11 protein-coding genes are annotated in these 12,070 nt (G+C 44.6%); 4 read left to right on the plus strand and 7 right to left on the minus strand.

Translation table 11 applies throughout. The features are described 5' to 3' along the window. Positions 1 to 40: 40 nt before the first annotated feature. Entirely contained in the window at positions 41 to 1,393 is a 1,353-nt protein-coding gene (gene gdhA / locus FKN93_RS03565) for an NADP-specific glutamate dehydrogenase (RefSeq protein WP_170904494.1), read from the plus strand. A 37-nt stretch (positions 1,394 to 1,430) separates the two neighbouring features. Here the strand turns inward: gdhA and FKN93_RS03570 are convergent, their stop codons facing one another. From FKN93_RS03570 to pncB, 3 genes are all read right to left on the minus strand, one after another. Further along, positions 1,431 to 1,607, minus strand: a complete 177-nt coding sequence (locus FKN93_RS03570) for a hypothetical protein (RefSeq protein WP_170904495.1) — start codon at positions 1,605 to 1,607, stop codon at positions 1,431 to 1,433. A gap of 53 nt (positions 1,608 to 1,660) precedes the next feature. Next, positions 1,661 to 2,704: an oxidoreductase gene (locus FKN93_RS03575; protein WP_170904496.1), complete on the minus strand. Its 1,044-nt coding sequence runs from the start codon at positions 2,702 to 2,704 to the stop codon at positions 1,661 to 1,663. A 159-nt stretch (positions 2,705 to 2,863) separates the two neighbouring features. Next, positions 2,864 to 4,171, minus strand: a complete 1,308-nt coding sequence (gene pncB / locus FKN93_RS03580) for a nicotinate phosphoribosyltransferase (protein WP_170904497.1) — start codon at positions 4,169 to 4,171, stop codon at positions 2,864 to 2,866. Positions 4,172 to 4,465: 294 nt separating this feature from the next. On the opposite strand from pncB, the gene FKN93_RS03585 reads away from it, so the two are divergent. Together FKN93_RS03585 and FKN93_RS03590 are read left to right on the plus strand one after the other, a co-directional pair. Next, positions 4,466 to 5,182 (plus strand): NUDIX hydrolase, encoded by a 717-nt coding sequence (locus FKN93_RS03585; RefSeq protein WP_158145282.1) that lies wholly within the window; start codon positions 4,466 to 4,468, stop codon positions 5,180 to 5,182. Positions 5,183 to 5,249: 67 nt separating this feature from the next. Next, entirely contained in the window at positions 5,250 to 5,864 is a 615-nt protein-coding gene (locus FKN93_RS03590) for a triacylglycerol lipase (RefSeq protein WP_161425988.1), read from the plus strand. A gap of 70 nt (positions 5,865 to 5,934) precedes the next feature. Here FKN93_RS03590 and FKN93_RS03595 read toward each other — a convergent pair whose 3' ends face one another. Further along, on the minus strand, positions 5,935 to 6,222 hold the full coding sequence (locus FKN93_RS03595) for a DUF134 domain-containing protein (RefSeq protein WP_161425989.1): 288 nt from the start codon (positions 6,220 to 6,222) through the stop codon (positions 5,935 to 5,937). 227 nt (positions 6,223 to 6,449) lie between these two features. Between FKN93_RS03595 and nhaD the strand changes: the two genes are divergently transcribed. Next, on the plus strand, positions 6,450 to 7,886 hold the full coding sequence (gene nhaD / locus FKN93_RS03600; RefSeq protein WP_004396793.1) for a sodium:proton antiporter NhaD: 1,437 nt from the start codon (positions 6,450 to 6,452) through the stop codon (positions 7,884 to 7,886). Positions 7,887 to 8,046: 160 nt separating this feature from the next. On the opposite strand, the gene FKN93_RS03605 is transcribed toward nhaD, so the two are convergent. From FKN93_RS03605 to gltS (FKN93_RS03615), 3 genes are all read right to left on the minus strand, one after another. Further along, entirely contained in the window at positions 8,047 to 8,433 is a 387-nt protein-coding gene (locus FKN93_RS03605; RefSeq protein WP_004396794.1) for a hypothetical protein, read from the minus strand. Between the two features lie 428 nt (positions 8,434 to 8,861). Then, positions 8,862 to 10,088 (minus strand): sodium/glutamate symporter, encoded by a 1,227-nt coding sequence (gene gltS / locus FKN93_RS03610; RefSeq protein ID WP_170904498.1) that lies wholly within the window; start codon positions 10,086 to 10,088, stop codon positions 8,862 to 8,864. Between the two features lie 376 nt (positions 10,089 to 10,464). Beyond that, the gene (gene gltS / locus FKN93_RS03615) at positions 10,465 to 11,691 is read right to left on the minus strand and encodes a sodium/glutamate symporter (RefSeq protein ID WP_158145278.1); all 1,227 of its coding nucleotides are present in this window, start codon (positions 11,689 to 11,691) and stop codon (positions 10,465 to 10,467) included. Positions 11,692 to 12,070: the final 379 nt, after the last annotated feature.

A 12,070-nucleotide genomic window follows, 5' to 3' on the forward strand; every position in this document is an offset into this window, starting at 1 on the left:
ACCGTCCAGTATCAAGGGATAACATCACAAGGACCACATCGTGACTTATATTCATAACACCATTGTCAAATTACAAAAAACAAGTCCTGCACAAGCTGAATTTTATCAGGCCGTAGAAGAGATCTTAGATTCTTTACAGCCCATTCTAGAAACCAACGATAAATACAAACAGCATGCGATTATTGAACGAATTGTTGAGCCTGAACGCCAAATCATGTTTCGAGTGCCTTGGGTAGACGATCAAGGACAGGTTCAGGTCAATAAAGGCTATCGTGTTGAATTTAACTCGGCATTAGGTCCATACAAAGGTGGGCTACGGTTTCATCCGAGCGTCAATGCCAGCATCATTAAATTCTTAGGCTTTGAGCAAATTTTCAAAAATGCGTTGACCGGTTTACCGATTGGCGGCGGTAAAGGCGGAGCCAATTTCGATCCTAAAGGTAAATCCGACGGCGAAATCATGCGCTTTTGCCAATCGTTTATTAATGAGTTGTATCGTCATATCGGACCGACATGCGATGTCCCGGCTGGCGATATTGGCGTTGGTGCTCGTGAAATTGGTTATATGTTTGGTCAATACAAACGGTTAACTGGCCGTTATGATGGTGTCTTTACTGGTAAGAGCTTACTGTGGGGCGGCTCTTTGGTACGTAAGGAAGCCACTGGTTATGGCTGCGTTTATTTCGCACAAAATATGTTGGAAGACAACGGCCTCTCGCTAAGCGGGAAAACTTGCTTAGTTTCCGGCGCTGGCAACGTCGCGATTTACACCATAGAAAAACTCTACGAACTGGGCGCAAAACCGATTACCTGCTCAGACTCTAACGGGACGATTTATCATGAAACCGGGATTGATTTAGCCACGTTAAAAACATTAAAAGAAGTACGTAAAGTGCGCTTAGAAGAGTATCTCACTGAGCATCCTGACGCTTGCTATATCCCAGCCAGTGATTATCCACAAGATGGGCACGCCGTCTGGCGCTTTCCAGCTCAGTTAGCCTTCCCATGCGCGACACAAAATGAACTGACGGAACAAGATGCACAGGCTCTTATCGCCAATGGTATTATCGGTGTTTCTGAAGGAGCCAACATGCCATCCACTCAAGATGCTGTAGAAGTCTTCCTTGCGGCTAAAATTTATTACGGCCCGGGGAAAGCCGCAAACGCTGGCGGCGTAGCAACCAGCCAATTAGAAATGGCGCAAAATGCGAGCATGCAAACGTGGAGTTTTGATGAAGTCGATGAAAAACTCAAAGTCATCATGAAAAACATTTACCGCAACGCTCGTGATACGGCAGCAGAATTTGGTGAACCGCATAACTTAGTGCTAGGCGCTAACATCGCGGGGTTCCGTAAAGTTGCCGACGCAATGATAGAGCAAGGCGTGGTTTAAAATAATGCCCTTAATGCTGGTTCGCTGGCATTAAGGGTTAACCGATAAGCCCAACAGAGAACTGAGGGTTTAAACCAGAAATCGCTAACTGCAGTGCTTCTTTAGGCTTTACCGGCATACTATACAAGAAACCTTGTACGAAAGTGACACCCAGCTTTTTTAAAATAGTAAGCGAGAAAAGCCGTTTCAAATAAGCGTAGAGTCGCTTAAACATGAAGCAACTCTAATCACGTAAGGGAATCAATTTATCAATATAGATAAACAGAATTATAGCAATTCTACACGCACAGTTTCCCCTGTCTCACTACTTTGCAGCGCCATCTCTATCAGTTGGATATTTTGTAGCGCTTGTTCAGCGGGAACTGGATTATCGGTGCCAAGTCGAATCGCATCGGCCACGGCTTTAAAGTAGTGTTGATAACCACCGACTTCTGTCTCGATTAATTCTGAGCCTTGCTCGCTGTATAGTTGTCCATAGAGATATAAGTCTTCTTTTGCCCATTCAGGGCTGTCAGGTAATCGACCTTGCTTTAAATACTCTTCTTGTGGGTCAAGACCCTGCTTAACAAACTTGGCCTTCGTGCCCAACACATTAAAGCGTAAATTGGGCTCTGGGCTGTAGAGGTTAGCGTGCAGATGCACTAGGTGAGCGGGATAGTGTAAGATGAGGTTGAAGTAATCAATGGTTTGCGCATCGGGGCGCATCATCCGACATTGGGCGTTAATGGCTTGTGGTAAACCAAACAGCGCCAGCACTTGATCGAGTAGGTGAGGAGCAAGATCAAACAATATTCCGCCACCTTGTTGTGACTGTTCACGCCAGCGTTGACGTACTTGCGGGCGATAGCGATCAAAATGTGACTCAAACAGGCGTACTTCACCTAATCGTCCCTCTTTAATCAGTTTTTGCACGGTGAGGAAATCCCCATCCCAACGTCGATTATGAAAGACACTCAGTAACAGACCTTGCTGATGGGCAAGAGCGATCAAGGCCCGTCCCTCTTCGACACTGGTGACAAATGGTTTTTCGACGATCACATGCTTACCGTTTTCTAGCGCTCGCTTTGCTAGAGGAAAATGGACATCATTGGGCGCGGTGATGATAACTAACTCAGCATCGCTATTATCCAGCAGACTCTCTGCATCTTGATACCACTGAGCTTGTGGCCAATCAGCTTCGACCGCCGCTTGCTGACTGGAACTGATCGCGCACAATGTCAGTTCAGGTAAACTTTGAATAAAAGGTAAATGGAAGGTTTTTGCCGAGTAGCCATAGCCAATAACGGCGGTTTTTATTGGGTGGTAAGTCATAATTGAATCTTCTCTTTTAGTATGTCGAGACTATCTTCATCATGCCCAATGCCGCTCTTGGGGTAAAGGTTTGTTTATCATAGCAAGCATTTGATAGTCAGCAGCCCATAAAAGAAAAAACCACCATCAAAAAGATAGTGGTTAGCAAATAGAACTCAATTAAGCGGCGGCGATGTAATGTCGTTTGGTATGCTTTTTTTGTTTCAGCTCGGCTATCAACGCATCGATATCCACCTCGATATTGAAACGCTGTTTGAGATTGGCGAGGAAAATAGGATCTTCACACATCGCTTTTTGTGGCTCATCGCTGATTTTGGCGACGGGTCGACCGCGGCATTCCGTTAACTTAATCACGATAGACAGTGGCTTATAGACTTTGCCTTGCGCATTTTTCCAATCCGCGAGATCGTTAGTCAAGAAAGTACCGATCCCAAATGAAACGCGCACTCTGCCAGCAAAGTATTCACACAAATCGAGTGCTCGCGCAAAGTTGAGTCCATCGGAGAAAATAAATAGCTTGTTACGAGGATCAATACCAAGCTTCTCATAGTGAGCGATCATCTTATCACCCCAGGTAAATGGGCAACCTGAGTCATGCCGAACGCCATCATACGCTTTCGCTAAATGGACATTAAAATCGTTGAGAAAAGCATCAATATTTAAGGTATCGGTTGGCGCAATAGCAAGCTGACCATCAAAAGCGCGCAGCCACTGTTCAAGGGCAACGCGTTGTGAGTCTCCGACATTAACCAACGCTTGATGGCCCATAAACCACTCATGAGCAATCGTACCAATCGGCTTGAGATTAAACTCACGAGCAAAATGATAATTACTGGTGCCTAATAACTGCTCGGGGATTTCTTGTTGTAAGTAAGCAATCACATCTCGCTGAACTTGGCTGGAAAAACGTCGCCGCGTACCCATTTCGGTCAATGAGAAGTTGCTGATCCCACGCTGAGCAATTTCTGCTTTTAAAGCTTGCACTTTATCAGCCAATACTTGCATCGGTAACTCGGCGGGCACTTGCGCCCAGTGACGACGACTACGAACTTCAGAGATCAAAGCCATCACTAATGTTTCATACAAAATGGTGTCTCGCCACGTACCTTGAATCGCGATGCGTAGCTGGCGCTTGCCCTCTTGCTTAATGATCCCCATTTCCACTTGACGCTCTGGTTGAAAATGGAAATAGCGTAATGACTGTAAAAAAGTGTGATTAAGGTGTGGGGCATGTTGCTCTAAATAAACAATGTCAGCATCCGAAAAACGCAGTGAAGCCAAATGATTGATTTCTTGGCGAACTTCTTCTAATAAGCCACTCAGGTCTTCATCGCTGCGTACAATCAATTCATAGCGCACCTCAACATCCGGATACAACGAATGAACAGCCTGCATCATATTGATTTTATAGGCATCAAGATCCAGCAAACTGCGGATAAAAAGAGGAGAAAACAGGCGATCGCTCATGATGATGCCATCCTTTCGTTCGGTTTTATTCAGTCATTACGTTAGTAACAACGTGTTGCTAACTTTTGGCGAACAATAAATTACCCTTGCAAGTTTGTCAACTTTTGTGACAAACCTAGTCACCAGCCAATTAACCTCGTTATAAATAGGGACAACGCAGATTAACCCGCTAGTTATAGCAACAATCACAGCACGTTTATTATCCAAGTTATGTTTGTCACAAAGTGTTATTTACATTTGACCATCATCATCCACTTACCTAGAATAGACCCGTTGTTGATAAGAGAGCCCATTATGATTGTCACTATCGATATGATTTGCCTGCGTCTTGCGCCAAAATCTATCCAAGTTTTATTGGTGAAACGGTCTAATCCGAACCGGCCGGATTGTGGTAAATGGGCATTGCCCGGTGGGATAGTCTATGACGAAGATATGACCGCTCATGGTGGTGAACCGGTCGATGAGGATTTTGATGCGGCGAGACGACGTATTTGTCGGCAAAAAGTCCATACCTATCCCAACTTTATCAGCGATCCGCTGGTTGATGGCAACCCCAAACGCGATCCGAATGGCTGGAGTGTTAGCATTTCTCATTACGCTTTATTAAACGCTTCTAATGTTAAACAAATCGAAGATTTTGGCATCGACCCCGAACGAGCCAATTGGTTTGATCTTCCTCCCCTACTTAACGGGGAAATGGCACTGGCTTTTGATCATGTCGCACAAATTCAGCATGCATGGCAAAAATTACGCGCTGCGGTTGAATACACGTCGGTAGTATTATTTTCATTAGAAAAAGAGTTTTTAGTCGCTGACATTATTGACGCCTACGCCAAGTTTGGCGTCGAAGTCAATCGTATGACCATTAAACGCCGCTTGATCAATACCGGAGTGATCGTCAGTACCAATAAAATGGCTGCCTCTTGTAAAGGCAAAGGTGGCAAGCCAGCCACCGTTTATCGTCTGGCTAGTCACGAAGTGACCTATTTTCAAACCTGTTTACGAGGTTAACTGATCGAAAATCATGTACAGTAACGGTGATGAGGTTAACTGATAATAGATAGGTAGGTAGGAAGCAATGCAGATTATTCTTGTTCATGGACTTTATATGCATGGCTTGGTAATGCATCCTCTGAGCCATCGTCTGCATAAATTGGGGTATCGTACTCAAACCATTAGTTACAACTCACTCGCGATTGATGATGAGACTATTTTTCGCCGCCTTGACCGGGCAATCGCTCATGGTTCCCATAATGCTTTAGTCGGACACAGTTTGGGCGGATTGGTGATTAAACGTTATCTAGAATCACGCACGCCTTCTGGTGATACCGTCTCCCATGTCGTTGCTATTGGCTCTCCTTTGCAAGGTGCTTCGATCGTCAATAAAATTGAGCAATTAGGTTTAGGGGCAGCACTAGGTAATTCTGCCGAATTTGGCTTAAAACAACACCATGACGAATGGCGCTATCCGCAAAAGCTTGGCAGTATTGCCGGCACAATACCTTTAGGTCTGCGCAGCCTTTTACTGCGTGATCAACTGGACTCCGATGGCACAGTGACAGTAGAAGAAACCAAAATAGCTGGCATGACAGATCACATCGCAATATCGACCACTCATACGAGCATGCTGTTTAATCATTCCGTTGCCGAGCAAATCGACCACTTTCTTCGCTATAACCGCTTCCGACGCTAAGGTCGTTGGAGACTTCTGGCGACCTTTTGCTTCACATCAAACCGATGACGGTAGAAAACATACCCACGATTCATTCAGAAGAAGATGTTGCCATCATCAGTGCTTTGCCATGCAATAAACAGTCAGCAACTTTACGTCTGGCCGCTTTGACTAAATTGGCGAGTGTCTGCCGCGATACGCCCATGACCAACGCCGCCTCTTGCTGTTGTAAACCTTGGTAATCGACTAATCGGATCGCTTCAAACTCATCGGCTGCTAATGTGACGCGTTCTAATTGTGCCATCGGAATGCCGTTAGGTTTAAAACACGTTTGTGCAGGCACACCACAAATGTGTCTAGGAATTTTAGGACGAGCCATCACTGTTCTCTTTTCTGGGCATTCATAGCGCCGTTAATCGGTATTGTGTCATTTTAGCAAGAAAAGGCAACGTAACGCTTTATAATCAAGCTGATGCTGCTATCGATTGATAAATTTAACAAAATGATACAAAAGCAAAACAAATTAAACATTTATAACCTATCTCACATTCAACTTAGCTAATAATCAGTACACTCTGCCGGTTTTTGACTATTGGAGTACCTATAATGAATCGACTGTGGATCGGTTTTGGCTTGTTATTGATCCCGCAACTCGCGTCTGCAAGTAATGCCACCCATGACGCACCACTTGTACTTACTCATTCGACGATTGGCTATGCCTCTTTAATTTTATTTTGCTTCGCCTATGCGCTGGTGATGCTAGAAGAGTACTTACAACTGCGTAAATCGAAACCGGTTTTGCTTGCTGCCGGACTGATTTGGGCGATGATTGGCTATGCCTATCAACAGCATGGTAATGTTGATATTGCACGAGCAGCGCTCGAACATAACTTGCTGGAATACGCAGAACTATTGCTGTTCTTGCTGGTTGCCATGACATACATCAGTGCGATGGAAGAGCGACGCTTATTTGATGCGCTGCAAGCTTGGATGGTCGGTAAAGGCTTTAATTTTAAAACTTTATTCTGGCTAACCGGTATTTTGGCTTTCTTTATCTCACCAATTGCCGATAACTTAACCACCGCACTACTGATGTGCGCGGTCGTGATGAAAGTTGGTGGTAGCAACACCAAGTTTGTCAATCTGGCGTGTATCAATATTGTCTTAGCGTCTAACGCAGGGGGAGCATTTAGTCCATTTGGGGATATTACCACTCTCATGGTATGGCAAGCCGGTCATGTCACGTTTATGCAGTTTATGGATCTGTTTGTACCTTCAGTGGTCAATTATCTGATCCCTGCTTTCATTATGTCGTGGTTTTTACCCAAAGAGCAGCCAGACGCGGTTTATGAACAGGTAGAAATGAAACGCGGCGCACGACGAATTGTCGCACTGTTTATTTTTACCGTCGCAACCGCCGTCTCTTTTCATGCCCTATTCCACTTCCCTCCCGTGATTGGCATGATGATGGGGCTTGGGTATTTACAATTCTTTGGTTATTTCCTCAGAAAAACATTAGCCAGCTCATTAGCTAAAAAAGCCGCAATGGCGATGGCGAAAAATGATGAGGCCGCGTTAAAACGTCTCGGTTCTGTGGTTCCTTTCGATGTTTTTCGACGTATTTCTCATGCCGAATGGGACACGCTCCTGTTTTTCTACGGCGTGGTGATGTGTGTCGGCGGGCTAAGCCTGCTCGGTTATTTAGGTCTGATGTCGGAGCTGATGTATACCCAGTGGGATCCTGTGTGGGCGAATATTGCGCTGGGTATCTTGTCGGCGATTGTCGATAACATCCCTGTTATGTTTGCGGTATTGAGTATGGAACCGGAGATGTCGCTCGGCAACTGGTTATTAATTACCTTGTCTGCGGGCGTTGGTGGTAGCTTACTTTCTATTGGTTCAGCAGCTGGAGTGGCTTTAATGGGGGCTGCTCACGGTAAATACACCTTTGTCGGCCACTTAAAATGGGCTCCGGTGATCATGCTGGGTTACGTAGCGAGTATTGCCGTGCACCTACTGCTCAACCAAGGACTATTTACCTAATCTTGTCTCAACATTGCTATGGTGTTGGAAACCGTCATCGACACCGCTAGCAACGCTCAATAAACCAAGGCAGAGGGATGATGATCATCAAATCCTCTGCCTTGATTTTATTGATCAACGACCAGCATTTACGGTAGTACCGCTAAACCATACACTGCCGTTAGTTGTTTTGTGGATCTGCATCTAAACGCACCCAGACATGGCTCATCTGGTACAACGCACACGCACTGCAGGTTAAAACTTCCCCGCCACCGTGAATACGCATCACTAAATCATCCCGCTTCTCTTTCGAACTTTGTCGAAACTGTATCGCTAATTGATTATCTTTAACGATAAAACTGCGTTGCCACAAACGAGTACCGTTCGACTCAAACGCCACTTCACCGTCTTTGAAGAGCAACATATCTTGATTGTGTTGATTATCGTACTTACCTTCAAAAGAGAACGTCGGTCTATCAGCCAGACGCTCTAATTCTTCTTGGCTACAAGCGACTAACAGAGCAAGCAACAGCAGGGTAATTGCTGTTTTAAACCACTGACGATGCATGCTCCTCTCCTCCTGCTGTGTGCTGCTTACTATCCTGCGAATGACGACCGCTGATTGATTCCGTTGAGCCAAGCATCACAACCTCTAGCGCTCAAATAAATACACATATTTTGGTAATGAACAATATGCATAAGTATAGAACAAGATTCGATTTACTGACTTAACCTTAGCGTGATCGTCGATTAATTAACCAACTCCTCGCGTGATCAACCAAACCCATTTGCTGATACCTACCTTTTCGCCAGTCACTAACGGTGAGAGTATCAAATGGTATCTGGTTATCGTACCTAGAGATGCGCAAAATGAATAGTCAGTAAAATCTGATTCATCACCCTACAAAAGCGTTAATCGTCATCGAGAGAACATTACGGAACTTATCCCTTTCCGACTTAATGCTACCGCTTTAACTCGAAAGGGGATAATCAACATTAGCGCAATAGAGTGATGTACCCTTGCAAAACGATCAGATTCACAATATCAATGAAAAAGGCCCCGACAATCGGCACGACCATAAAAGCTTGGGGAGAAGGCCCATAACGGTTGACAATCGATCCCATGTTCATCACTGCCGTTGGTGTCGCCCCTAAGCCAAAACCACAATGGCCACTCGCCATCACCGCGGCATCATAAGTTTTGCCCATTATTCGAAAAGTCACCGTATACGCGAACAGCGCTAATATCACCGATTGAACGCTAAGAATAATTAAAAAGGGCAGCGCAAGATCAAAGACATTCCATAACTTAAGGCTCATCAGCGCCATTGCGAGAAATAATGACAGCGATACAGTGCCTAGAATATCGACCGTTTCGGTATCGATCTTACCCATTTTGCTCACCTCTAACAGATTGGTGATGGCAACACCAATAAAGAGTGCATAAACAAAATCCGGAACCATTAACCAAGCGATCTGAAAATGTGCCACCCATTGGCTAACATAATGTGCCCCTGTGACACACAGTAAAATCGTAGCTAAACTTTCAACTACTTTTTTAGCAGTCACACGGTCTTCTTCATGCTCGTTGTACGTGACAAGCTCAGGAAAACGTTGATGAGTTTGATTGCCAATACCGTAGTCAGATTGTAGATGATGTTTATCAATCAATCTTTTCGCCATTGGACTGCCAATGATCCCACCAATGATTAAGCCAAAAGTCGCAGAAGCCATGGCAATTTCAAGCACATTATCTAAGCCATAGACATTTTGAAAAGTCTGTGCCCAAGCCGCTCCGGTCCCATGACCACCTGACAGGGTAATCGACCCCGCAATCAGTCCCATCAAGGGATCTAACCCAAGCAAAGTCGCTAATGAAATGCCTACGGCGTTTTGAACAACGATAAAAACAGAAGCGACAGCCAAAAATAAAAAGACTTTGAGACCGCCTTTAACCAATTGAGTGTAATTCGCGGCAAGGCCAACGGTAGCAAAAAACATCAACATAAAGGTGTTTTGTAACGGCAAATCAAAACGTATATCTACCGCATTAAAATGTAATATGGTCAATACGCTGGCAACCACCAAACCACCGACGATCGGCTCTGGTATGGTGAATTTCTTCAAGATCGGGATGTGAAAATTAATAGAACGCCCTAAAAAAAGCACACTGATTGCCACTAGAAAAGACTCTAGGGGACCAATAGCAATAACCTGATTCATGTTACCTCTCAACTGCATGTATGATTTCGGTGATTCCCTAATTGAAATGGGTACTTTGGCAGGGTGCCTAGCAATAGCCTGTATTTCTAGAACCAATTGCTGTTTAATTCCCAAAAAATAAGAATAAAAAGCAAATTAATCGCCATTAATTCTCGTAATTTGAGAAAAATGCAAGCATCAGCCCTCACACAGAATCATGATTGAAAAAGGTTGCTTATAGCCAAACAACTTAGAGTTGCAGGTAGGAAGGAGATATGAACAATCGCGGAAAAAAAGAAAGGGGAAAAGAAAGCCCAAGCGGCGTTTAGCGACTTGGGCTTTCTTTCTATTGAAGGCTATTCAAACGCTAACCTCAGTCATCGTCTCAAAACGAGACTTAACCAAAGATGCTGATATACCCTTGCAAAACGATCAGATTAACAATATCAATAAAAAAGGCACCGACAATCGGCACGACCATAAAGGCTTGTGGTGAAGGACCATAACGATTGACAATCGAGCCCATGTTCATCACTGCCGTTGGTGTCGCTCCTAAGCCAAAACCACAATGCCCACCAGCAATCACCGCAGCATCATAATTACTACCCATAAATTTAAAAGTCACGTAGTAGGTAAAGAAAGCGAGAACAATGGACTGCACGGTGAGGATCACTAAGAATGGAATGGCTAAATCGAGCACATTCCATAGCTTTAAACTCATCAACGCCATCGCCAAAAATAAGGACAGCGAGACGGTTCCCAGCATGTCGATGGTTTCAGTATCGAGCTTACGAACTTTCGTCACTTCGAGTACGTTAGTGATGATCACGCCGATAAACAAGGCATAAACGAAATCAGGGATCATCAGCCATTGGATTTCTAAAGTACTTGCCCATTGTGAAACGTATCGCGCTCCAACCACGCAAACAATCAAAAAGAACAGTTGTTCAACCACCTTTTTTCCGGTGACTTTGTCTTCTTCATTTTCGTTGTAAGTGATGATTTCAGGGTGCCGTTCATGGGTTTTAGAGCTTCGACCATACACAGATTCCATATTGTGTTTGTTTACCAAACGCTGAGCGACCGGGCTACCAATTAAGCCGCCAATGATCAAACCAAAGGTGGCCGATGCCATGGCTATCTCAAGCACATTATCAAGGCCATACATCTCTTGGAAAGTTTGCGACCAAGCCGCACCAGTACCGTGTCCGCCAGAAAGCGTAATCGACCCTGCCACTAAGCCCATTAATGGATCCAAGCCTAACGCAGTCGCCATAGAGACACCGATGCCATTTTGAATAATGATATAAAACGACGCGATGGCCAAAAACAGAAACACCTTGGCCCCGCCTTTGATAAGTTGTGTGTAGTTCGCCGCCAAGCCAACAGTGGCAAAGAACATCAGCATAAAGGTATTTTGCAGCGGTAAATCAAACTCTAAATCCATACCATAAAAATGCAGCATGCTGATCAGGCATGAAACAATTAAACCGCCGACAATCGGCTCTGGTATATTGAATTTATTTAAAATCGGCAGCCTAGCATTAACAAAGTGGCCTAAAAACAGCACGCTGATCGCCACTAAAAAGGACTCCAGTGCCCCAACTGAAATTAAATGATTCATACAACCTCATCATAATATGCTCTTCATCCTCCATGATGATTGAGGGTTAATGGGATAGTCTATTCGATAGCTCACGTCCACAAAGATACGTATCTCAACCGTTGTTGTGCGCCTTAGGCTGATTTAATGGGTGGAATAAGCGATGGTTAACTCACGCTGTTTACCCTTTAAAATGTAAAAAGGAGCACACCACAAGTGGGTGGCGGCGCTCCTTTTTGCTGTTGAGCGTGCGCGAAAGCGGGTCTTTCTGGGCCACAATAGGCTCCTTTACATCAACAGAAATGACCGATGCTATCGGATAGCGTTGTGGCTATAACCTCTATCGCCAAATCATTTGGGATAGAACAAGAGAAGATGTCCCTAGGGCGAATTTACCTTT

The sequence above is a fragment of the Vibrio sp. A8-1 genome (genome assembly GCF_013048685.1).
GTDB lineage: Bacteria > Pseudomonadota > Gammaproteobacteria > Enterobacterales > Vibrionaceae > Vibrio > Vibrio metschnikovii.

Bases quoted from the DNA above. Each gene is read 5' to 3' on its own strand.
- pncB (WP_170904497.1), bottom strand. From the start codon at position 4,171: ATGAGCGATCGCCTGTTTTCTCCTCTTTTTATCCGCAGTTTGCTGGAT.
- gltS (WP_158145278.1), bottom strand. From the start codon at position 11,691: ATGAATCATTTAATTTCAGTTGGGGCACTGGAGTCCTTTTTAGTGGCG.
- FKN93_RS03605 (WP_004396794.1), bottom strand. From the start codon at position 8,433: ATGCATCGTCAGTGGTTTAAAACAGCAATTACCCTGCTGTTGCTTGCT.
- FKN93_RS03585 (WP_158145282.1), top strand. From the start codon at position 4,466: ATGATTGTCACTATCGATATGATTTGCCTGCGTCTTGCGCCAAAATCT.
- FKN93_RS03590 (WP_161425988.1), top strand. From the start codon at position 5,250: ATGCAGATTATTCTTGTTCATGGACTTTATATGCATGGCTTGGTAATG.
- nhaD (WP_004396793.1), top strand. From the start codon at position 6,450: ATGAATCGACTGTGGATCGGTTTTGGCTTGTTATTGATCCCGCAACTC.
- gltS (WP_170904498.1), bottom strand. From the start codon at position 10,088: ATGAATCAGGTTATTGCTATTGGTCCCCTAGAGTCTTTTCTAGTGGCA.
- FKN93_RS03570 (WP_170904495.1), bottom strand. From the start codon at position 1,607: ATGTTTAAGCGACTCTACGCTTATTTGAAACGGCTTTTCTCGCTTACT.
- FKN93_RS03575 (WP_170904496.1), bottom strand. From the start codon at position 2,704: ATGACTTACCACCCAATAAAAACCGCCGTTATTGGCTATGGCTACTCG.
- FKN93_RS03595 (WP_161425989.1), bottom strand. From the start codon at position 6,222: ATGGCTCGTCCTAAAATTCCTAGACACATTTGTGGTGTGCCTGCACAA.